The organism is Arthrobacter sp. Y3221048, assembly GCF_059092685.1.
Genome location: NZ_JBNHHX010000004.1, coordinates 48,422 through 70,157 on the forward strand (window position 1 = coordinate 48,422; position 21,736 = coordinate 70,157).

General features: G+C 64.5%; 16 protein-coding genes and 1 tRNA gene. 11 read left to right on the forward strand and 6 right to left on the reverse strand.

The window, feature by feature from the left end; all coding sequences use genetic code 11:
* Positions 1–57: 57 nt before the first annotated feature.
* From AC5RVS_RS12785 to AC5RVS_RS12795, 3 genes are all read left to right on the forward strand, one after another.
* Positions 58–2,172: a DUF6541 family protein gene (locus tag AC5RVS_RS12785; RefSeq protein ID WP_494108419.1), complete on the forward strand. Its 2,115-nt coding sequence runs from the start codon at positions 58–60 to the stop codon at positions 2,170–2,172.
* A gap of 85 nt (positions 2,173–2,257) precedes the next feature.
* The gene (locus tag AC5RVS_RS12790; RefSeq protein ID WP_493987029.1) at positions 2,258–2,731 is read left to right on the forward strand and encodes an OsmC family protein; all 474 of its coding nucleotides are present in this window, start codon (positions 2,258–2,260) and stop codon (positions 2,729–2,731) included.
* Between the two features lie 40 nt (positions 2,732–2,771).
* Complete coding sequence (locus tag AC5RVS_RS12795; RefSeq protein ID WP_493987028.1) at positions 2,772–3,299, forward strand: globin; 528 nt, start codon at positions 2,772–2,774, stop codon at positions 3,297–3,299.
* A 27-nt stretch (positions 3,300–3,326) separates the two neighbouring features.
* On the opposite strand, the gene AC5RVS_RS12800 is transcribed toward AC5RVS_RS12795, so the two are convergent.
* Positions 3,327–4,001 carry a DUF8185 domain-containing protein gene (locus AC5RVS_RS12800; protein WP_494108420.1) on the reverse strand — a complete coding sequence of 225 codons (675 nt, stop codon included), beginning with the start codon at positions 3,999–4,001 and terminating at the stop codon, positions 3,327–3,329.
* Positions 4,001–4,531, reverse strand: coding sequence for an acyl-CoA thioesterase (locus tag AC5RVS_RS12805; protein WP_494108421.1), 531 nt, complete (start codon positions 4,529–4,531; stop codon positions 4,001–4,003). The genes AC5RVS_RS12800 and AC5RVS_RS12805 overlap by 1 nt, the downstream gene beginning before the upstream one ends.
* Positions 4,532–4,686: 155 nt before the next feature.
* Between AC5RVS_RS12805 and AC5RVS_RS12810 the strand changes: the two genes are divergently transcribed.
* Complete coding sequence (locus AC5RVS_RS12810; protein WP_494108422.1) at positions 4,687–5,571, forward strand: acyl-CoA thioesterase; 885 nt, start codon at positions 4,687–4,689, stop codon at positions 5,569–5,571.
* A 90-nt stretch (positions 5,572–5,661) separates the two neighbouring features.
* Here the strand turns inward: AC5RVS_RS12810 and ettA are convergent, their stop codons facing one another.
* The gene (gene ettA, locus AC5RVS_RS12815; RefSeq protein ID WP_493977427.1) at positions 5,662–7,344 is read right to left on the reverse strand and encodes an energy-dependent translational throttle protein EttA; all 1,683 of its coding nucleotides are present in this window, start codon (positions 7,342–7,344) and stop codon (positions 5,662–5,664) included.
* Positions 7,345–7,438: 94 nt separating this feature from the next.
* The gene (locus AC5RVS_RS12820) at positions 7,439–8,014 is read right to left on the reverse strand and encodes a single-stranded DNA-binding protein (RefSeq protein ID WP_494108423.1); all 576 of its coding nucleotides are present in this window, start codon (positions 8,012–8,014) and stop codon (positions 7,439–7,441) included.
* A 418-nt stretch (positions 8,015–8,432) separates the two neighbouring features.
* On the opposite strand from AC5RVS_RS12820, the gene AC5RVS_RS12825 reads away from it, so the two are divergent.
* Positions 8,433–8,816 (forward strand): hypothetical protein, encoded by a 384-nt coding sequence (locus AC5RVS_RS12825; protein ID WP_494108424.1) that lies wholly within the window; start codon positions 8,433–8,435, stop codon positions 8,814–8,816.
* A complete protein-coding gene (locus AC5RVS_RS12830) occupies positions 8,813–10,660 on the forward strand; it encodes a glycosyltransferase (protein WP_494108425.1) in 1,848 nt (615 codons plus the stop codon). Before AC5RVS_RS12825 ends, AC5RVS_RS12830 begins: the two co-directional genes overlap by 4 nt.
* Before the next feature lie 85 nt (positions 10,661–10,745).
* On the opposite strand, the gene AC5RVS_RS12835 is transcribed toward AC5RVS_RS12830, so the two are convergent.
* Positions 10,746–12,248 (reverse strand): glycosyltransferase family 2 protein, encoded by a 1,503-nt coding sequence (locus AC5RVS_RS12835; RefSeq protein WP_494108426.1) that lies wholly within the window; start codon positions 12,246–12,248, stop codon positions 10,746–10,748.
* Positions 12,249–12,478: 230 nt separating this feature from the next.
* Between AC5RVS_RS12835 and AC5RVS_RS12840 the strand changes: the two genes are divergently transcribed.
* Complete coding sequence (locus AC5RVS_RS12840; RefSeq protein WP_494108427.1) at positions 12,479–13,705, forward strand: CDP-glycerol glycerophosphotransferase family protein; 1,227 nt, start codon at positions 12,479–12,481, stop codon at positions 13,703–13,705.
* A 16-nt stretch (positions 13,706–13,721) separates the two neighbouring features.
* Here AC5RVS_RS12840 and AC5RVS_RS12845 read toward each other — a convergent pair whose 3' ends face one another.
* Positions 13,722–14,984 (reverse strand): CDP-glycerol glycerophosphotransferase family protein, encoded by a 1,263-nt coding sequence (locus AC5RVS_RS12845; RefSeq protein ID WP_494108428.1) that lies wholly within the window; start codon positions 14,982–14,984, stop codon positions 13,722–13,724.
* 386 nt (positions 14,985–15,370) lie between these two features.
* Between AC5RVS_RS12845 and AC5RVS_RS12850 the strand changes: the two genes are divergently transcribed.
* The 4 genes from AC5RVS_RS12850 (at position 15,371) to AC5RVS_RS12865 (ending at position 21,708) form a co-directional block, all read left to right on the forward strand.
* Positions 15,371–16,210: a hypothetical protein gene (locus tag AC5RVS_RS12850; protein ID WP_494108429.1), complete on the forward strand. Its 840-nt coding sequence runs from the start codon at positions 15,371–15,373 to the stop codon at positions 16,208–16,210.
* Between the two features lie 290 nt (positions 16,211–16,500).
* A tRNA-Arg gene (locus AC5RVS_RS12855) sits at positions 16,501–16,573 on the forward strand.
* A 56-nt stretch (positions 16,574–16,629) separates the two neighbouring features.
* Positions 16,630–18,531, forward strand: coding sequence for a glycosyltransferase (locus AC5RVS_RS12860; RefSeq protein WP_494108430.1), 1,902 nt, complete (start codon positions 16,630–16,632; stop codon positions 18,529–18,531).
* Between the two features lie 303 nt (positions 18,532–18,834).
* Positions 18,835–21,708 (forward strand): GH25 family lysozyme, encoded by a 2,874-nt coding sequence (locus tag AC5RVS_RS12865; protein WP_494108431.1) that lies wholly within the window; start codon positions 18,835–18,837, stop codon positions 21,706–21,708.
* Positions 21,709–21,736 lie beyond the last annotated feature (28 nt).

Sequence of the window (21,736 nt, forward strand, 5' to 3'; positions counted from 1 at the left end):
GCCTGCACTCCCGCGGATCTACAATTCCACAACGGGTGATGGCGCAAGGGAGTCCTGATGGCAGTTGCCGGGCAGTTGGCTGTCATGCTCGCTGTCTTCTACCTTCCCGGCTTCCTGGCCCTCCGGGCGCTGCGCCAGCCCGCCGTCCGTTCCCTCGTGTTGGCCCCGGCGTCCGGTACGGCGCTGGCGGCGGTCGGCACCATGGTGTGCCTGGCGACCGGGGTGCGCTGGAACCTGCTCTCGGCCGCCCTGCTGGCGGCGCTTGGCATCGGCGGGTGCTGGCTCCTCGGGCGGGCCATCGTTCCTCCGCCGGCGGCGCGGCTCGACGTGCCGCGGGCGACCGCCTGGCTGCTGGCGGTCTCGCTCGCCCTCGCGGCGCTGATCCTGGGCTCGGTGATGCTGGGGGCCATGGGCTCCATCCACCGCGTCTCGCAGGCCTGGGATCCGACCTACCACGTCAACGTCCTGCAGTGGATCAAGGACAACGGCCAGGCCAGCCCCTGGAGCATCTGGCCGATCTTCGGCGGGGCGCCGCCGTCGTTCTATCCCGCCGGCTGGCATGCGATGGTGTCGCTGGTCCCGGGCGACGTGGTGACGGCGGGAAACCTGGCCTGCGTGGTGATCGGCTGCCTGATGTGGCCGGCCTCCCTGGCCCTGCTGGCCCGGGCGCTGTTCCCCGCCCGGCCGCTCGTGTGGGTCCTCGCGCCGGTGATAGCTTCCTCCATGCTGGCCTTCCCGGTTGTCCAGATGTTCCGTGCCGGGCAGTGGCCCAACGGCCTCGCGGCCGCGCTGCTGCCGGCCATCCTTGCGCTCGGCATCGAACTGCAGTACCGGCTGCCCGCGGAGGCGAAGGCGCAGGCCGTTGCCGCTGGCGCCCGGAGCACAACCGCTGTCCGTCCCGTTTCTCCGGGCACGGCCGACCCTGGCGCCGAAACCGCCGTCCGTACTGCCGCTCCGGCCGCGGCCGGCGCCGGCGATGGTCCCCCGCCCCGCAGCGGGCAGGGAAGAACGACGGCGGACCTCAGCGCACTGGCGATGGTCGTCGTGGGCGCGACTTGGATCCATCCTTCCGCCTTCGGCAGCCTGCTGGTGCTCGGCGGGATCTACCTGGCGCGCTTCGTCGTACTCCGCCTGGCCCGGCTCTGGCGAAGCCGCCGCGGGCTTTTCTACACGGCGGTCGGCCTGCTGGCAGCCGCCGCGGCTGCCGGCGCGTTCGTCCTGGCCACCTCAAACCTCGTGGCCTCCGTCGTCTCCTATCCACGCGGGTCCACTGCGGGCTGGGCTGACGCCCTCGCGTGGCTCTTCTTCGACCTGCCGCGCCAACCGGACAGCGCCGACGCCACTCCGGAGAGCTACGCCGTCGTCGTCGGGCTCCTCATGGCGGCCGGAACCGTGCTGGCCTGCTTCATCCACCGCGCCCGACCCGCAGTTGCGGGCATGGCGGCCGCCATCGTGCTGTTCATCCTCGCGGCCGGCCCGGAAGACCGCCCCTTCCGCTGGCTCAGCGGCTTCTGGTACACGGACCCGCCGCGGATCGCCCCGCTGGTCCACACTTTGGGGGTAGTCTTCGCTGCCCTGGCGTTGGAGCGGCTGTGCACCCTGCTGGCCGGGCTTTTCCGGACCCTCAATCCGACCGGCTCGCGCCGTTCGGTGGCCGCGGCGCTGGCGTTTGCCGTGTTGGCCGCCGTCTTCGTCGCCTCCGGCGGATTCCGGCACGACGTCCGGGTTGAGGCGGCCTCGGTCCGCTACGGTGTCACCGAACACCGCGACGGGCGCGCGCTGATGGGCGACGAGCAGGAGTTCATCCGCTCCCTGGATCCGCTGCTGCCCGACGACGCCATCGTCATCGGCGATCCCTTCAACGGCCTGCCCTACATCTACTCCCTCACCGGCCACCGGACCGTCTATTTCCAGAACGTCAGCAGCGCCGGCAGCGCGGACAAGGACTACCTGCGGCACCATTTCCGCGACATCATGTCCGATCCGCGGGTCTGCGACGCGCTGCAAAGCACCGGTGCCACCCACCTGTACGACGACCAGCCGACCCGCGGCTACCAGCACAGCGAAAAACACCAATGGCCGGGTTTCCACGGCATTGACTTCTCCCGCGGCTTCCGCCTGATCGCCTCCCACGGCACGGCGGCGCTCTACGAAATCACCGCCTGCCGCTGAGGGGTGCGGGCCTGACAGAAGCGGGCCCCGCGTGAGAACGGGGCCGGTAGAGGCGGGACGCAGGAGGACGGGGTTTAATGGCGGCATGAACCTTTCCGAGCACCAGTACGCAGTTTCCCTCCATTGGACCGGCAACCGCGGCGAGGGCACCGCCAGCTACCGCGGCTACGGACGGGACCACGTGGTGCGCGCGGCAGGGCTGCCGGAGCTCGCCGGGACCGCCGACCCCACCTTCCACGGCGACAAGGACCGCTGGAACCCGGAACAGTTGCTGCTCACGGCCCTGTCCCAGTGCCACATGCTCTCCTACCTGCACGTGGCGGTGAAGAACGGGATCGTGGTGACGGCCTATGACGACGACGCCGAGGGCACCTTGCGCCTGAACCGTGACGGCAGCGGCGAATTCACGTCCGTAACGCTGCGGCCCCGGGTGGCCATCGCAGATCCGGGCCAGGCCGACCTCGCCCAGCGACTCCATACGGATGCCAACAAGGTCTGCTTCATTGCGCGCAGCGTGAACTTCCCGGTCCACCACGAACCCCGGGTCGTCGCGGGCTGAGACAATGGTTCCCGACAGCATCAGCGAACAGAGACCATCGATGAGCGAAATACCCCAGACCCCCGAACAGCCCGCCGCGCGCCCCGGTATGGGGCAGCCAGCCGGAGGCGCGGCCCTTCCGTCCCGTTTCGGCCAGCCGCTGGCCACGCTGACCCCGGCGCCGGCCGCCGCGAACGCGTTCAAGCAGCCCGCGTACACGGACAACTTCTACGACGCCGTCGGCGGGCACGAGACGTTCGTGAAACTCGTGGACGTCTTCTACGACGGGATCGCGGAGGACGACGTGCTCCGTCAGATGTACCCGGAGGAGGACCTCGGCCCGGCCAAGGTCCGGATGCGGATGTTCCTGGAACAGTACTGGGGCGGCCCCGGAACCTACAGTGAACAGCGTGGCCACCCGCGGCTGCGGATGCGGCACCAGCCGTTCAAGGTGGACTTCGACGCCCGCGACCGTTGGCTCAAGCATATGCGCCGCGCCGTTGATGCCCTGGAACTGCCGCCGCTGCACGAACAGACGCTCTGGGACTACTTCGAGCGCGCCGCCCACTCCATGGTCAACAGCGCCTGACCGGCTCCGGCGACGCAGCCGGCTCCGTCACAGCGAGGCGCCGCTGCGCACCAGCACGTGGCCGCGGCCGGTGCTGAGCCGCAGCCAGCGGCCGTTCCGGTACACCGCTGCCGGGTTCCCGTCCAGGAAGCCCAGCGTGAGGGCGGCAAACGCCGCCCCGGCCGGGAGCTCCACCGATTCCGGCAGCCCGCCGGCCGCCGGCAGCGGCCGGCTCCAGACGGTGCTGCGCGCGTTGTTGACGATGAGCTGGCCGGGGTTGTCCGGCAGGGCCTCGGATATCTCCCGGATGCCCTCCCGGGCAGCCTCCTCCAACACCTCGGGCTGCAGGCTGCCGATGTGTTCCCACCCGGACCGCGGCGGCAGCACACCCGTCCAGGATTCCGTCACGGTCGTGGGCGGAAGGGCCAGGCCGGTTTCCTCGTTCCCCATCCTGGCCAGCCGGTCTCCGACCGAGGCCAGCGTGACGGTCTCCTCGACGGCGGCCGGAGCCGACAGCGGCATGACCCGCAGCCCGAGGATCGTCGGCGTCGCCTCGCCCAGAATCCGCGGGCGCATCATGCAAACGTAGGCCGCCAGCACACTGCCGAAGGCCTGCAGGTGGATGGCGCCGTCGCCGGCGGCACGGGACCGGCTGACGAACGTCTTCAAGTCCGCCGCGACCTGGACATCGGCCAACTGCAGGACGGGCGTTCCGGTGGACATCACTGTGCGGCCTCCTCGTTCGTGCCGGCAGCATGTGCACTGTTGCGGAACGGAACCGGCGGCCCGACCCACAGCTGCAAGGCGGCGCGGTACGCGTCCGGCAGCGGCACCGGCCGTCCCGTTGCCGCAGAAACCAGCACCATGGTCGACGCGCCCAGCGCATGCACGGTGCCGGTCTCCCCTGCGTCGGCATCAAGGACGGCGTAGCCCAGGTCGAAGCTCGAAGTGCCGAGCCTCGTCACCCACACGCCGACGTTCACCGGTTCGGTCCGGTAGTCCAGCGGTACGCGGTACTCGATTTCCTGCCGTCCCACCAGCGTCTGGTTTCCGGCGCCGCCCAGTTCACGCAGCCTCGCCCCCTGGCTGTGGCCGGCGGTGGCCGGCAGCTCCGGCCGCAGCTGGTGCAGCAGCACCCGGGCCGTTTCCAGATAGCCCAGATAGGTCACATTGTTCACGTGTCCATAGGAATCAATGTCGCTGAACCTCAGCTGGATCGAGAACCTCGGGGCATTGTGCGGAACGGAAGACATGATGCCATCCTCTCAAAGCGCGGGAGCCGCAACTAACCTGCATGCTGACTGACTGGAGTGCTCCCGCGTGAGGGGCGCCGCGGAGTTGAGCGGTTGAGCGGTGCCAACTACTGTCGGAGGTGTTCGTACCCGCGGGTAATCGGCAAGGAGACTACATGACCGCCATCGAGGAACACGTCGATCCGACGGCGGTGTTGCTGGAGCTGTTGGACCTCTCCGATGCCGACGGCGCCAATACGGACGAGGAGATTTTCGTCGGCGTTTCCGAAAAGCAGCCGCGCGGCCGGGTCTTCGGCGGCCAGGTGCTCGCCCAGTCCGTCATCGCGGCCCTGCGGACCGTGGAACCGGACCGGCCCATCCACTCCATGCACGGGTACTTCCTGCGCGCCGGCGACGCGGACCTGCCGATTACCTTCGGCGTCGAACGGCTGCGCGACGGCCGTTCCTTCTCCGCCCGCCGCACCCATGCCTATCAGAACGGCGTGCCGATCCTGTCCATGATCGCCTCGTTCCAGACCCCGGCCGAGGGGCTCGAGCACCAGGAAGGCTTCCCCGACGGAATCCCGGACCCGGAAACCTTGCCGAGCACCGCGGATCTGCTCGGCAAGGTGGACCACCCGGTGGCCCGGCACATGGCCTACCACCGCCCTTTCGACGTCCGCCATGTCCAGGACGCGCTCTACGTCCAGGCCAAGGGCGAACGCCAGGCGGTCAACGCCGTCTGGATGAAGACCAAAGGGCCGCTGCCCGACGACCAGGGCCTGCACCGGGCCGCGCTGGCCTTCGGCAGCGACTACACGCTCCTGGAACCCATCCTGCGCCAGCACGGCGTCAGCTGGGTTACTCCGGGCATGAGCGTCGCCAGCCTGGACCACGCCATGTGGTGGCACCGCCCGGTACGGGTCGACGACTGGCTGCTCTACGTGCAGTCCTCCCCCAGTGCCTCCGGTGCCCGCGGCCTGGCGGTCGGCAAGATCTTCAACCGGGCCAGCGAACTCGTCGCTACCGTCGCCCAGGAGGGCATGATCCGCATTCCGTAGGCCGGAGTGGCTGGCCTCCCCTGCGCCACATAGCTGACCAAATGGAACGGCCGGGCTCCCTGCGGGGCCCGGCCGTTCCATTCATCTGTGCTAGTCGCGGGTCAGGCGGCGGTGCGTGACCCGGTGCGGCTTGGCCGCGTCCGGGCCGAGCCGCTCGACCTTGTTCTGCTCATAGGAGTCGAAGTTGCCCTCGAACCAGTACCAGTTCGCCGGCTCTTCCTCGGTGCCTTCGTAGGCCAGGATGTGCGTGGCCACCCGGTCCAGGAACCAGCGGTCGTGCGAGACCACCACGGCACAGCCGGGGAATTCCAGCAGCGCGTTTTCCAGGCTGGAGAGCGTTTCGACGTCCAGGTCGTTGGTCGGTTCGTCGAGCAGCAGCAGGTTGCCGCCCTGTTTCAAAGTCAGCGCGAGGTTCAGCCGGTTGCGCTCACCGCCGGACAGCACGCCGGCCTTCTTCTGCTGGTCCGGACCCTTGAAGCCGAACGCGGAGACGTAGGCACGGGACGGCATTTCGACCTGGCCGACCTGGATGTGGTCGAGCCCGTCGGAGACGACCTCCCACAGGGTCTTGTTCGGATCGATGCCGCCGCGGGACTGGTCCACGTAGGAGATCTTCACGGAATCGCCGATCTTCAGCTCCCCGCCGTCCAGTGGTTCGAGTCCGACGATGGTCTTGAACAGGGTCGTCTTGCCGACGCCGTTGGGACCGATCACGCCAACGATGCCGTTGCGCGGCAGCGAGAAGGACAGGTCCTTGATGAGCTCGCGGTCGCCGAAGCCCTTGAACAGGTCCTTGGCCTCGATGACCAGCTGGCCGAGCCGCGGTCCCGGCGGAATCTGGATTTCTTCGAAGTCCAGCTTCCGGGTGCGCTCCGCTTCGGCAGCCATTTCCTCGTAGCGGGCCAGACGGGCCTTGGACTTGGTCTGCCGGCCCTTGGCGTTGGAGCGGACCCAGTCCAGTTCCTCGGTCAAGCGCTTGGCCTGCTTGGCGTCCTTCTTGCCCTGGACCTCGAGCCGGGCGCGCTTCTTCTCCAGGTAGGTGGAGTAGTTGCCCTCGTACGGGTAGAGGTGGCCGCGATCCACTTCGGCGATCCATTCGGCCACATGGTCGAGGAAGTACCGGTCGTGGGTCACGGCGAGGACGGCACCCGGGTAGGACTTCAGGTGCTGCTCGAGCCACAGCACGCTTTCGGCGTCGAGGTGGTTGGTGGGCTCGTCGAGCAGCAGCAGGTCGGGCTTCTGCAGGAGCAGCTTGCACAGTGCCACGCGGCGCCGCTCGCCACCCGAGAGCACGGTCACGTCGGCGTCGCCCGGCGGGCAGCGCAGCGCGTCCATGGCCTGCTCCAGCTGGGAGTCGATGTCCCAGGCGTCCGCGGCGTCGATGGCCTCCTGCAGCTTGCCCATTTCCTCGAGCAGCGCGTCGTAGTCGGCATCCGGGCTGGCCATCTCTTCGGAGATTTCGTTGAAGCGCTGGATCTTGCCGTAGATTTCGCCGACGCCTTCCTGGACGTTGCCCAGGACCGTCTTTTCCTCGTTCAGCGGCGGCTCCTGCAGCAGGATGCCGACGGTGTAGCCGGGGCTGAGCCTGGCTTCGCCGTTGGAGGGGGTGTCCAGGCCGGCCATGATTTTCAGGATCGTGGACTTGCCCGCACCGTTGGGGCCGACGACGCCGATCTTGGCGCCGGGGAAGAACGACATGCTTACGTCGTCCAGAATGACTTTGTCGCCAACGGCCTTGCGGGCCTTGGACATCGTATAAATGAATTCCGCCATGCCCTCAAGGCTAGTCGCTGCGCGGCACGATCACATACTCAGACACCGGGCGCTCCCGCCGGCGGGTGGCACCGCTGCCGCCCGCCGGCGGACGTCAGCCGGCCATGGGCAGGTCCGGCTCTTTCTCCTGCTCGCCGTCCAACGCCCTCGCACCGCTGGCAGCCATCATGGATGGCTCCACCGCGTCAGCAGGGTCGCCGGCTCCGAGATCGGCACCAGATGCAGCCAAGGCCATCGACCGGTAGTCGGCTCCGGTCCGCCGCTGCTGCCCGTCCTGGCCTGCCGGGCCACCCGCCGAAAGGGATGAAACGGAACCGTTCTTGGTGAATTCCGCGGTGCCCCGGCGGAGGTCGTGCCCGATAGAATCGGCATCGATCTCCGGGGACGTGCCGCGGCGCCCGTCCTGCAACTCCCACTGGCGCAGTTTCAGCCTGCCCGTCACCACCACTGGGTCGCCCTTGGACAGGCTCCTCCACAAATTTTCCGCTAGTCCCCGAAAGGCCTGGACCGTGTACCAGTTGGTCACGCCCTTGACCCATTCACCGGTGTCACGGTTCAACCAGTCCCCGGACGACGCCAGCCTGAACTCGGCCACCGAATCCCCCTTTTTGGTCTGCTTCTGCTGCACCTCCGTGCCGAGTATGCCGCGAACCGTAATGTAGTCGCTCATCTCCTGCCTCCGATCTCGTCCAAGCCGGCCGTGCCGCCGGCACGTCCCAATCTTCCGCGGCGGGGCGAGGGTCTAAAGCAACGCCCTAGCCGCTGTGGACGGAGTACGGCCTACAGGCGCCGGTGTAGGGGCACACGCCCCCGCTTCCGTGACCCGATGGTCCACGAGCTTGAGCCGATGCGCTCAGGGTTGCGTGAAGTTCGTTTGCAGGAGCGCCAGGCGGTGACCGAAACCTGCCCGCGGCGTCCAGTGCAGCAGTTCTCCCTTTCCCGGTCACGGTGATGTCAAACGGGACGTTCATTTTTCCCGCCTTAACAGGTATCGTCACGTGAGAACCAGGGCAACAGGACGCGCGCGAATCAAGCCCGGGCCGACATAAGAATGGGTCGTCGAAAATGCAAGCAGGAAGTGTCCTCTGGTGAAAGATGCAGCTGAGTTCAAGTTTGAGAAAGCGATGCTCACCGATCAGGGCATATTGACCCTCTCCGGCAGTGTTTCCGCAACAGACGAGGGTCCCTCGACATACTCCTACGTGTTCTCGGAGCGCAGCGGCGGCCGGAAGAAAGAATTCGCGGCCGAGGTGATTGACGGCCCCGGACAAGAAGAATCACGGACCGCTCAATGCTGCATCAACCTGCATGATATCGGCTTCGATGAACAGGACGTAGTCGACATTTATTTTGTTGCACGAACAGGCGCTCAGGAGAAGAAGACCAGAGTGAAGTGGCTTCCCACAGCGCGTCCTTGGCTCCCCTATGCCACCGTGTACGGCAATTTCAGTGTGAAGAAGACAACATCGTGAAAACGCTGGAGGATGCTGTGTCGCTGCCGGCATCACGGTACTTCATGGTTCTTTGGGCTCTGCCGACAGAGTTTGGCGGCATGACGACCATGAGTCTTCACCGCGCACGTGCGATGCATGACTACGCCGGAGTCGATGCCAGTGTCTTAACTTTCGAGCCCAAGGCGAGCTACGCCGGAACCGTATCCGTCCTGCAAGAGCGGGAAAAGATTTCTCCAGCGACAAGGGTGCTCAATATCTACCAGTACTACCGGGCAGCCGCCCTCGGTGGAAGAATTCCCCTCACCGATGTGCAGGATCCTCCTTCAGATTTTGGACCGTTTGCCTACTCCCTTTCCGTCACCGATCCTTCGGGCCGGACTTTCATGACGGAAGCAAAGCGTCCCGATGGCCAGACATTCGCCTGGCGGAAGTTCTACCGGGAAGATGGAAGTGAGTTCTTACGCGACGAAAAGCCGCTCGACGGGCAGGGCGAGTCCGCAGGAAGATACCTCACCTTGTTCGACCGCCACGGAGAACCGATCGAAAGATGGCGCTCGGCCGGCGACTTTTACCGCTCGTGGATGCGGGAACTCACAAGCGGAGAGCATTCGACGTTCGTTGTCGACAGTGCCTTCACAAGCACTATCGTCGCGCCTCTCGAAGAAGACAACATTGTCAAGCTGATTGTGATGCACAATAGCCATGTCAAGGCAGGGCAAGATCCCTTCCAAGGTAAACTTGGGACCGGACGCCGAACAATCGTCGACGAGACGGGAAGTTGGGACGGCATCGTCTTCCTGACCCACAGGAATCAACGCGATTTCGAAGACAGGTTTGGCCGGTCCAACAACTTGTTCACGATCTCCAACCCCAGCGGCAGAGCGGAACATCTTCCGCCGTTTAGGAATCGCTTGCCGAAGCGGGGGGTCATGGTTTGTCGGCTCGAACCACAGAAAAACGTTGCCGAAGCCCTGAACATCATGGCCGTCGTGCACCAGAGTCTGCCCGATTGCACGCTGGATATTTACGGCACCGGCTCTTTGAGGGCCGGTCTTCAGGCGCAGACCGTCGCTCTTGGCCTTCAGGAGGTGGTGAAGTTCCACGGCCACTCCACAGCCGCTGCCCGGGAATTCGAGCAGGCAAGATTCTCTTTGCTGACCAGCAGAAACGAAGGGCAGGGGCTCGTGCTGTTGGAAAGCATGGGCCGCGGATGCCCGCCCGTCTCATATGACATTCGGTATGGCCCCAGTGACGTCATCGATGACACGGAGACCGGGTACTTGATTCAGCCTGGCAACGTGGAAGCGGCTGCCCAACGGATTATCCAACTTTGTGCCGATGATGACCTTGCGAAGCGAATGGGTGAGCTCGCTTGGGAGCGTAGTGAGAGGTTCTCCGACGGTGCCATACTCCGCCGATGGGCTGACGTGCTAGCCCGGGTTTGGGCACAGAAACAGGACAGAATCGTCCTCCGCGACCTGGACCTCACCCTGAAGGAAGTCTGCTACAACGCAACAGGTGATGTAGATCTTGCGGCTCAGGTGACCTGGCGCCAGCTGAGCGGTCCCCCGGCTGAAGACGCACTCGCAGCCAACATCGTCATCAGCCGCAGGTCCGCCGGCGCTCCCGCGTTCTTTCCGGCCCCAATCGCGCGACGCGAAGAGGGGAAACTGGAAGTCGTTTGCACTATCACTGCTGCGATGTTGCGGGCGGGGGTACCGGATGCGAACAACGAGCTCGACATCAGCTTGCAGGTCTACGGAAAAAATATCCTTCACACGTTTCGGGTGGGCTTCCCGGGCCACACCCACTGGCTGCCCTACGCGACAATCCACGGTTCGTTGAGCCTCAAGCACGTCTAACGCAGTCTGGACCGGTGACTGGATTTCGCACCCCTGGCGGCGAACCCGCAAGCAGTACGGCGCGCTGCTGCACAAGATCGGCAATCTAGGACCCAGAATTGGCCACGCCAGGATGCGGACGCCTAAACCGCCGAAGCGCAGCCCGGATTCCGCCCAAAATGGCCCGATAAGAGGATCTGCCGGCGCGTCGACTGTTAACCTTCACGCTGAGATTATGGTGGACGGTCTCATAGGGAGTGATCGACTTGCCGTAGGCATGCATTGCGGCCATACGAAGATCCGGTGCCACCCCTAGCCGCCCTTTGATCTGCCTGCCCGCGGTAGAAGCAACCAGGAACATGTCCCAGATCCCCTCCGGCAACGCTTTCAGGATAGCCGCATCAAGCTCCAACTCAAACTTTTCCCGCGGTGGCGCAACTTGAGACATTCCGGCGTCTACGGCCAACCTCCCGCCTGCCGACTCGAAGGACAGATGGCGCTGTTTATCGCGCGGGACCAACTCCACATGGACCCCGTCCAAACGGCGGAACGCGGACTCCAGACTCACTTCGCCGGTTAGAACCATGTTCTGGCGGCGCGCCCGTACCTGTTCCGCCGCCGCCTGCACTTTTGGGGTCGATGCCACTGTAGCGAGACTGGCCAAGGCCGAGACCCGCTGCTCCCGGATTAACGCCAGGCGCTCTCGCGCCGGCGACTTGAGAGCCATCTCAGAGCCAGGAGGGAAGAATCGTAAAATGATACCCCTATGCGCCTGGACCCAGTCCTGCTGCCTTTTTGACCGCGCCTCCGCATAGCTGGGACCATACTTATTCAGCCCGACCCGGCGGAAAAGCTCCAGGCAAAGCTCCATCTCAATAACCCGGTCGTGCAATCTGCCTTGAATTGCCTCCATCGCGGCGATGAGCGAGTCAGCATACTTATACGGATCCACCGGCTGCATGGTTCTATTCGCAGCATCGTCTCTCAACTCGACAAAATAGTAATCATAATCGGCAACGATTGAGATACGGCGTGCGACCGCAAACATCTTGAATAAGAAGACGGTGTCTTCGGCCGGAACGTTCCCCTCAGGGAACCGTAAACAGTTTTCTTCGATGACGGATCGGCGGAAAAGTTTCGTCGGACCCGACGCTTGTGAAGCTTTTAACAAGTCTGCATCCACCTGGGTCTCACGGTAAACCGACTCGCGTATCCACCTACCGTTGACCCCGACGAGTTTAGGGATGACCAGATCAGATTCGTGTTGGTCGGCAAAGGCAACCATTCTCCGCAGGCTTTCCCTGCCCAGATAGTCATCCGCGTCTAAAAAGAACACGTAACGTCCTGTGGCTTGGTTCAACCCGATATTCCTTGGGCGACCAGGACCACCCGAGTTAGGCTCGTGTATCACGGCCATGGATAGCAGCTTGTCAGCCCACCTCTCCAACAGTTCGGCGCTGCCGTCAGTGGAGCCGTCATCAACGGCGATGATCTCCACTCTCATGTCAGCCAGGTCCTGGTCCGCAACGGACTCCAGACAGGGCTGGAGGTAGCGCCCCGGGTTATAAGCAGGGATCACCACGGAGAGATCAATGTTGTTCCCCGCCATTCCGGATCTCCTCGAGAGCGACGCATTTCAGGCCGTGCATCCCTGCAAGTTGCGTGGCGCAAAGACGCACGCCATCACAGTATCGTTCAGAGAAAGGTCCGCGGAACCAGTTGACTCCTAGCGGCTGTCACCTCGAACAGGGATAAGGATTAAGCAAGCAAGTACCCTGCACAAGACCGTTCACGGCATGTTTAGACTGTTGCACCAACTCGTCGTTCCCGGGAGATTCCTTGTCAATCTTTTCGAAGTCGCGCCGGGCGCTGCAGATGCTGGGCGAGCAATCGTCTGATGTTTTTTTGGAGCCCCGGGTACAGCGTGGCTTGAAGGAGCGCCACAACAGCGGGCGGGAAAAGTTCAGTTGTGCTCTGTACTTCGCAGATGGGCCCTCGAACGCATACCAGGTGCGCCAGTGGTTTGAGCCAATGAGGGAACTGGCCAAGACCCACCCTGTGGCCATCCTCGCCCACCGGCCCGTCACTGCCCAGTTGCTGGCGCAGGACTCCCCTCTACCGGTGTTCCTGACCCGGGGGATACAACAAGTCGAACAGTTTCTCGCCAGCCGTTCGGTCTGCGTCGTTTTCTACGTCAACAACAGCCAGTTCAACTTCACCGTGCTGCGAACCGCCGGCCCATTCCATGTCCACCTCAGCCACGGGGAAAGCGACAAGCTCTCCATGGCTTCCAATCAGCTGAAAGCATATGATCAGGTTTTCATCGCCGGAGAGGCGTCGCGCCGTCGGATAGTCAGTGCCCTAAAACGCTTTGACGCTCAAAAACTGGTGGAGGTCGGCAGGCCACAGCTCGACTTCTATCCGCCCGCCTTAGCACACCACAACGGACGTACCACTGTTCTGTATGCCCCGACATGGGAAGGTGACCGTCCGGCCATGGAATACGGCTCATGTGTCTCCCATGGGGTAAGCCTGGCGAAGTCCCTGCTGGCGGATCGTGACTGCCGGTTGATTTTCAGGCCGCACCCACGCACCGGGTCGCGACTTGCGGAACACAAGCACGCAGTCCGGGAGATCACGCGCTTGATTGCGAACACCCGAAAGCGTGATCCGGCCTCCGGTCATTTTCGTGACCAGAGGGAGGGCCCCGCCGCTGCGATGGCCGACGCGGATTTCTGCATCTGCGATATTTCAGCGATGGCGATGGATTGGTTGCCTCAGCGCAAGCACATGCTTATCACGCGTCCAGTCCAAAAACAGGCGCCGGTTCCTCAGTCTGGAATCGCCTCGGTAGTTCCGCTCTTGGAAGCCGAAGATAGCTGGCGTGTACCTCATTTGATACGGGACCGATTGGCAGAGCCTGTTCCTGAAAGACAACTTGAACTCATCCACTACCACTTCGGCGACACTTCCCCTGGAGCGAGTACCGGCCGCTTCATCCGGGCAGTGGAAGAGCTCCTGGTTGAAGCAGAACGAGTGCAGGACCGCCAACCCCAGGGAAAATAATGAAGGCCGAGTTCCACTATTCTTGCGCTTCCAGCGAGCTCCTCTGGAACTCGTAGTCCGAAAGCTTCCGGGTGCGGTCCGAAATCAACTTGTCCACGGCCGCCAGGAAAGCCAGCGTTGACTCCCCCCGGTCCAAGTTTCCGAAATAGTACTGCCGCATGTCCACGCGCATGGCGCGCCGCGCGTCGTCGTCAGATGCCTCCGCGATGATGGCTCCTGCATCCTGAACAGAGCCGGCATCGATGATTGGGCAGGCACGGCTCACCGGGGCCTCCCGTTGCAGTGCCTCCGGGTCGTTCCGGCGATCAGTGAGAATGAGCGGTCGGTCGGGGTGAAGGTAAAGGTAATCCAAGCCGACGCTGGAGACATCTGTCACCAGAACGTCCGTCCGGTCAAACATGGTCAGGATATTTCCGGCCGTTGCCACTACATGATCGCCTCCCGCCGCGTTGGCCTGGTCTATTTGCCCGAGGATCGCGGCGTGGGCCTGAGAAACTCCTGGGTCGCTGGACTCCGCGACGCGCGGATGGGGCTTGTAGACCAAGCGCGTTCCCGCCAGGGAAAGAATCGAAGTGACGATTTCCTTACCGAAAACGTCAAGCGAGGTGTAGTTGTTCGCGTAGTTCTCTCCTTCCCACGTCGGCGCGTACATGACGGTGCGCCCCGCGTGTGGAGAGAGCCCGGCCGGGAAGTCGATGTCGAGCTGGGGTCGCCCGACGGCCAGCAATTTGGACTCGTCGAAGTCCACCAGTACGCTCCGGTGCCGTTCCAGTGCAGCCGGACCGGCAATCATCACCCTGTCATATGCCTTGGCCTGGTTTGAGACCATGGACAGCTTGTCGCTTTCCCCGTGATTGATGTGCACGTGCACCATTCGAGGATTCGCCAGGGATTGGAAGTTGCTGACACCGTTGTTCACGTACAGGCACAATCGGTAGTCATTGTCCTCATACAGGTGCACCAGGTCTTCGAACCGCCGCACGAAAATGCATGGCAGCCCGGTCTTGCCTTTGAGTGCGCGGAGGGCTCCGACCCTGCGAAATACCAAAACGACCGGGTGGTGCCGGTGGAGTTCATACAGGACCGCGAGCCATTGTTCCAGCTGGTAGTTCTTGGCGGCCACGTCACCGAAATAAACGGCGACGTCAGCCGGAACCTTCACCCCATGGAGCTCGTGGTTCGCTCGCGCAGCTGGCTTGATTCCGAGCCAGCCCCGGAAATTGCGGGCAGGAGCAGAATTCAGCCCCGCCGAAATCTTGTCCGCCAGCCATTCCTTCATAGACGCCATCGCCCGTCGATCGTCAGCTTTGAATCAGCATACAAGAGGCGAAAGCGACCGGCAGTTTGATCCCTACAGCGGACGCTGATCTCAGTTGTTATCTTGGGACACATTGCTGGTTCCGCGCTAGAGGCAAAGTGCGCAGTTCGCCTCAGCGGTGCCTACGGAGGCCACAGAGAAGTAGCCGCTCCCGCGGAAAGAAGACGACGACGGCGCCCGGCCAACGAGACGAGGCGGGCCCGCCTTTCCCGAGCCAGCACATCGGAACGACCCTCCCGGGCCCCGGTGTGAGCAGCCTCTCATTTAAGGACGGCCATGTCGGGAACCAGCCGCGCACAGGTATCGTTACCTACTCGTAATATTCTCCGACCGAACTAGGTACCAATATGCCTGACGACTCCGCTGCCGACGACAAGCCCAAGCCCTTTCTCGGACTGAGTGGCGCCCAAACTATCGCCTCGGCGCTGGCCGCGGTGACCTCCGCAGTAGTGGGGTCCTTTCTCGGCGTCGCCGGAACGCTGATCGGCGCCGCACTCGGTTCCGTCGTCGCCACCGTGGGCGCCGCGCTCTATGCCCGGACGCTGAGTTCGGCCGCCACTGTGGCCCTGAAGAAAATCCCCAAGGCTCGCGTGGGGGCCCTGCGGGAGGTCGAGAAGGTGGCCGCCAACGCCCCGTCCGAAGCGATCGAACCGCAGCCTAAACCTGCCAGAAAGCCCATCGCCCCGATGACGTGGGTCAAGGTTGGACTGGCCAGTGCCGCTGCCTTCGCCATCGCGATGGTCGGCATCACCGCGGTGGAACTCGGCACCAGCCAGCCGATCTCCAGCCTGGTCTCCTCGACTACGGGTATCGACCATGCCTCAAGCGCCCACAAGACGACCCTTGGCACCCTGGGCGGCAACCAGGAGGCCGCGGATCAAACGGACAAGCCGGCCAAACAGGACGACGAGGATCCCGCGAAGACCGAAGATGGTGCGGCCGACGACGCTCCGACCACGGACGATCCCTCGGTCGGCGGAAACAGCTCAACCGAAACTGACGAGCCGGGAAATGGAGAATCGAACGGCACCGAACAGGACCCGGCCCCTGCCCCGGAACCGAGCCAGACCACCGAGCCTGCCCCGGAGCCGAGCCAGGCACCAGCACCGGAAGAGATCCCGGCACCCGGCCCAGCCGGGCAGGGCGGCCCGCCCGACAGTGGCGGCGACGCCGGAACAGGCCAGTAGCAAGCCCCTTCCCGCGGCCGGGCGCCGGGCGCCCGGCCGCGGGAGTCTGTGCAAGCCCCGGCGTGGGCAGCAGAACGGAACGGGTCAGAACAGTACGTCCTTCTTCACTGTGGCAGTGCGTCGCACCCCTGGCCGACGACGGGAAGCGCCGCCGTGGCCGCCATCGCGCCCCGCCTTGAACGAATTGCTAGACTAAGCACCGGCCGCATTAGTGTCCACGAGAGTGGCACTGACTGGACACGTTTGGAGACTCCGGAATTGGAGTGGACTGCGACAGTAGCCGGCCATCAGCCTCGGTAGCTCAGCGGATAGAGCAGGAGCCTTCTAATCTCTTGGTCGCAGGTTCGATTCCTGTCCGGGGCGCAACAAGATATGACCGGCTCGGCCCGCGCTACGAAGATGAGGACAACAGCACAGCGATGCAGACACCCGAGCCGATGCCGACCGCGCACTTCCCGGTCAACACCCTTGCGTTGAAGCGCGGGGGGCTGGTCAAGGCCGTGCGGTCCCGCGCCAGCGCCTTGGCCGAGCAGGGCGGTTTTGCTGATGTTTGGATTGAGGTCCTTGCGTTCCAGCCTCGGCTGGAAGCCGACGTAGCCGAGTTGAAGGCCGACGGCCACCTGCACCCCGACGTCAAGGTCCGCAGCGTGCTGGGTTCATTGGACCCGAGCCCGGATGCCGAGACCCGGCCCAGCGTCCAGCCGCCGGGCGAGGCCGACTTCGTCCGGTTCCCGGTGGGAACTTCCGGTCTGGCCTTCGCCTACTTCCGCAACGGAGTTCAGGAGCACTACGTCCGGTTCCACGCCAGCGGCATCCCGGCGGCCATCGAGGACCTCGGCCCAGACCGGCTGCGCACCCGCCGCTGGGAACTGGACGAGCACGGTCGCGTGGCAAGGATTCTGGACTACCAGCCGGGCTCCGCAACTCCGGCCGCCCAGCGCTACATCGGCCGCGACGGTCAATGCTTTCTCACCATCCTGCAAAACCCCGGCGAGAAGCAGTGGCGCAAGGGGTACCTGTTCGGCCCAGAGCCAGAGACCTTCTCGTCGATGGGCCAGCTGTACAAGTTCGCCTTCGAACGCCTGCTTGCCGGCGAGCAGGCACCGGTCATCACCTCCGAGTTCCGGGAGAACCTGCCCAACCTGCCGGCCGAAAACCTCGACGACGTCGTCCATTCGCTGCGCCACCCCAATCTGGGAAAGGTCGCCGCGGTCCACAGCAACCACCAGGAGCACCCCTACACCCTTGGTTCCGGGGTCAGCCCGAGCTGGCGCCGGCTCCTGGGGTCCTTTGGCGGATGGGACTCGGTGGTTCTCCTGACCGAAGCCCAGCGGGAAGACATCCGCACCGAGTTCGGCCACGGCGACCAACTGGCCGTGATCCCGCAAGTGGCGCCGCCGGCAAGGGAAGACGGCAAGGCCGTCGACGCCGACCGGATCGTGCTGGTGGCCCGGACGCACCCGAAGAAGCGCGTGGACGAAGCCATGCGCGTCTTCGCCAAAATTCTCGCTTCCCGTCCCAGCGCCCGCCTGGAGGTGTTCGGGTTCGGCTACCGCGACGACGAGGAGACCCGGATCCAGACGCTGATCGACGAATTGGGCATCCGCGCGCACGTCCGTTTCATGCCGTTCGCCGACAACCCCGATGACATCTACGCCGGGGCATGCCTTACGCTCCTGACCTCACAGTCGGAGGGGTTCCCGCTGATCCTTCTGGAGAGCATGTCCTACGGCGTCCCCGTAGCGGCCTACGATGCCAACTACGGCCCCCGGGACGTCATCATCGACGGAGAAAACGGACTCTTGGTCCCCTTCGGTGACACCGGGCTGTTGGCCGACCGGATCCTCGCCCTCATGGAGGACGACGAGCTTCGCAGGAAGATGGGGGAAAACGCACTCCGGACCCTGGACCGGTTCAACGCCGACACCTTTGTGGAGTCGTGGCGGCAGGTTCTGTCGGGGCCTCCGCGCGCCGTCCGCGTCACAGGGAAGACAGTGGAACGCCTGCTCGACCGTGCGTGGTGGGAAGATGACGTCCTCTGCCTTGCTCCCCGGCCGGGGATAGCGGAGGCGGCGGAAGTTTTCGTCCGCCGGCGGCGCGACAAGGCGACGACACACGCCCACCTACAAGACGGAACCTGGCAGCTTCATGTGCCAGAGTCTGCACCGGGCGAAATCTTTGACTTCCACGCCCGCCTCGCTGGAGACGGCCATGAATTGCGGCTCGCCTTCAGCACCCTCAAGGTGGAGGCCGGGCGGCTATACCAGCTCTACGCCACGAAGCATGGCTCGCTGTCGATGAAGCGCAAGCCCCAAGACTGACACGCCGCCCGCCGCCGAGGCCCGGGGCACCGGCTCCCGCCCGACTGGCGGGCGCGCCGTCCGCCGCCGAGGCCCGGGGCACCGGCTCCCCGCCTGGCGGGCCGTTTGGGAGGCAGCAGCGCACATTAACAGCTGGCTAACAGTTGTCGACTTTCGTGGAAACGCACCCCCTGGCTCAGTGTTTTCGCCGACGCGGCTGATAACGTTTAACCGACGCCCTTGAGCCGACGCTTCGCCATTGCCAACCGGAGGTTGCGGCTCTCTTGACCCGGCCCGTTCGTGCCCTATTGTCCGGAGCATTCCATGCCCAGCTTCCGCCGCAGCCCCGCAGCCTCTCCCAAGCGAAACCAGCGAGCCACTGCTCGTCTGGCCAGCGCAACCGCCGTCGTGATGGCGGTAGGCCTCCTGATGGCCCCCGGTGCATCCGCACAGGACTTGCAGCAGCCAGCACCGGACTCGCAACCTGCGTCGACACCCGACGGTGCCCTGCTGCAGGCCCCCGCCGCCACCGGCCTGGGAACGGCACCGCCCTCGCCCTCCTATCTGGCTCCCGGCGACTCGTCCGGAAATGAACCGCAGATCGACGACGAAACCGGACAGACGCCGGGCCTCGAACAACCGGGCGAGGGCCCACAACCATCCTCCCCCGCCGCTGCCACGGAAGAACCGACGGCCCAGCCCTCCCCCGAAGCCAGCGATACGACCCCGACGGCAGACGAACCGGAATCCGTCGAGGTGCCGGTCGAGGAACTCAGCCAGGAGCAACTCCTTAAGCTCCTGAAGACCCTGCAGGGCGAACACGGCGCCGACATGGGCCAAGGTCTCCAGCAGCGCCGGGAACGTGAGCGGGAACTGGAACAGCCGGAAGTGCTGGCAGAACTCGACGCCCAGCTCGAAGTCCTCGACATCGAACGCACCAGCGTTGTGGCACCCGCGGCGCTCCCCTCATTCAGCCGCACCAAGTGGAAGCCCAGCGGAGTCCAGGGCATGGACGTCAGCAGCCACCAGCCCAACGTCAACTGGAATACCGAGTGGAACTACGGGGCCCGGTTTGCGTACGTAAAGTCGACCGAGGCCTTGTCGTACAAGAACCCGTTGTTCCCATCGCAGTACGCCGGCTCCTATAACGTCGGCATGATCCGCGGCGCGTACCACTTCGCCATCCCCAACGTCTCGTCGGGCAAGGCACAGGCGGACTACATGGTGAACAACGGCGGTGGCTGGTCCGCCGATGGAAAGACCCTGCCGCCCCTGCTGGACATCGAATACAACCCGTATCCGGAACTGGGCAACACCTGCTACAGCATGTCCCCGACGGCCATGGTCAACTGGATCAAGGACTTCTCGAACACCATCAAGGCCCGCACCGGCCGCCTCCCGGCCATCTACACCACCGCGGACTGGTGGAACAAGTGCACCGGCAACAGCACGGCGTTCAAGAACCACCCGCTGCACGTCGCGCACTACACTACCGGCACCCCTTGGCTGCCGGCTGGCTGGAATTCCTACGACATTTGGCAGTACAGCTCAACGGGCCCCTACTCGGGCGACTCGAATGTGTGGCGGGGTTCCTACACCGACTTGCAAAACTTCGCCTACAACCGGACCGTCACGTGGGATCGCACCCAGCGCTACGCCGCACCGGGCGACTTGAACCGCGACGGCAACGGCGACCTGCTTTCCCGCCGGACGGACGGCTCGCTCTGGTTCTACCCCGGGACCGGATCGGGCGGGTACAACGCGCCGACCCGAATCGGCAGCGGCTGGCAGATCTACAACCTCCTGATCGGCACCGGGGACTATAACGGAGACGGGCTGAACGATCTCTTGGCCCGGCAGACCGACGGGTCGTTGTGGTTGTACAAGGGCAAAGGCAACGGGACGTTCCAGCCGCGGGTTCGCATCGGCAGCAGCGGCTGGAACGGGTTCACCCACATCATCGGGCCCGGCGACCTCAACGCCGACGGCACCAACGACCTTCTCGCCCGCCGGTCAGACGGCACGGTATGGCTGTACGCGGCTCCCGGCGACGGCAAGCCCGGCACCCGCAGCCAGATCGGCAGCGGCTGGGGCAGCTACACCACGCTGGTTGCGACCAGAGACTTCACCGGTGACGGGCGCGTAGACGTTGTGGCCTCCAAGGGTGACGGAACCCTGTGGCTGCACGCCGGAACAGGGAAGACCGGAACGAACACCTTTGCGGCTGCCCGCAAGATTGGTTGGGGCTGGGGGTCCTTCGCTGACATCCTCGGAGTCTGGGACAACGACCGGGACAAGAAAGACGATCTCCTCACCATCAGCCCCGATGGCTCACTGGGCTTCTACAAGGGCACCCAGATGGTCGATTCCGAGGGCTACAACGCCAGGACCCTGGTCAGCAGCACCTGGAAGCAGTTTGACACCGTGGTCACTCCGGGCGACTTCACCGGCGACGGCCGCAGCGATTTGATCGGCCGCAAGGCGGACGGAACTCTCTGGCTGATGCGCGGAACCGGCAAGGGAAGCTTTGGCACGCCCGAGCGGATCGGGCATGGCTGGCACATCTACAGCTCCATCGTCGGGGTCGGCGACTACAACCGGGACGGCAAAAACGATCTAGTAGCCCGACAGACCAACGGAACGCTTTGGTTCTACGCCGGTACTGGCACCGTCAGCAGTTCCAGCGAAGGCTATAAGCGCCGGGTGAAGATCGGCACCGGCGGGTGGAACCAGTTCGTGGCCCTGGTAGGCACGGGCGACGTCAACCGCGACGGCAAGAACGACCTGCTCGGCGTCCGCCCTGACGGCTCGGCATGGCTGTACGCCGGTCCGGGCAACGGCCAGCACGGTACGCGCACGCGTATCGACACCGGCTGGAACTACTCGCAGATTGTCGGCGTCGGCGACTATGACCGTAACGGCACCGTGGACCTGGTGGCCAGCAAGTCGGACGGAACTCTCTGGCTCCGGCAGGGACGCACCGCCAAGACTGCTTCGGGAGCGTGGTTCAACGCCGAGCGGCAGATCGGCAGCGGCGGATGGCAACAGTACAGGCAAATCCTCGGACCCGGTGACACGACCTCGGACAACAAGGTGGATCTGCTGGCCACAACCGGCCCCGGCGCCATGTGGCTCTACCGTGGCAACGCCATGACCAACGACGGCTATGCCAAACGGCGCAACGTGGGGAGGCTCTAAGCTGTTCAGGTAGGTCCACCCCTCCGAC

Coding starts and splice junctions, on each gene's coding strand:
- AC5RVS_RS12785 (WP_494108419.1), top strand. CDS start 58: ATGGCAGTTGCCGGGCAGTTGGCTGTCATGCTCGCTGTCTTCTACCTT.
- AC5RVS_RS12795 (WP_493987028.1), top strand. CDS start 2,772: ATGAGCGAAATACCCCAGACCCCCGAACAGCCCGCCGCGCGCCCCGGT.
- ettA (WP_493977427.1), bottom strand. CDS start 7,344: ATGGCGGAATTCATTTATACGATGTCCAAGGCCCGCAAGGCCGTTGGC.
- AC5RVS_RS12810 (WP_494108422.1), top strand. CDS start 4,687: ATGACCGCCATCGAGGAACACGTCGATCCGACGGCGGTGTTGCTGGAG.
- AC5RVS_RS12835 (WP_494108426.1), bottom strand. CDS start 12,248: ATGGCGGGGAACAACATTGATCTCTCCGTGGTGATCCCTGCTTATAAC.
- AC5RVS_RS12850 (WP_494108429.1), top strand. CDS start 15,371: ATGCCTGACGACTCCGCTGCCGACGACAAGCCCAAGCCCTTTCTCGGA.
- AC5RVS_RS12860 (WP_494108430.1), top strand. CDS start 16,630: ATGCAGACACCCGAGCCGATGCCGACCGCGCACTTCCCGGTCAACACC.
- AC5RVS_RS12800 (WP_494108420.1), bottom strand. CDS start 4,001: ATGTCCACCGGAACGCCCGTCCTGCAGTTGGCCGATGTCCAGGTCGCG.
- AC5RVS_RS12865 (WP_494108431.1), top strand. CDS start 18,835: ATGCCCAGCTTCCGCCGCAGCCCCGCAGCCTCTCCCAAGCGAAACCAG.
- AC5RVS_RS12820 (WP_494108423.1), bottom strand. CDS start 8,014: ATGAGCGACTACATTACGGTTCGCGGCATACTCGGCACGGAGGTGCAG.
- AC5RVS_RS12790 (WP_493987029.1), top strand. CDS start 2,258: ATGAACCTTTCCGAGCACCAGTACGCAGTTTCCCTCCATTGGACCGGC.
- AC5RVS_RS12845 (WP_494108428.1), bottom strand. CDS start 14,984: ATGAAGGAATGGCTGGCGGACAAGATTTCGGCGGGGCTGAATTCTGCT.
- AC5RVS_RS12805 (WP_494108421.1), bottom strand. CDS start 4,531: ATGTCTTCCGTTCCGCACAATGCCCCGAGGTTCTCGATCCAGCTGAGG.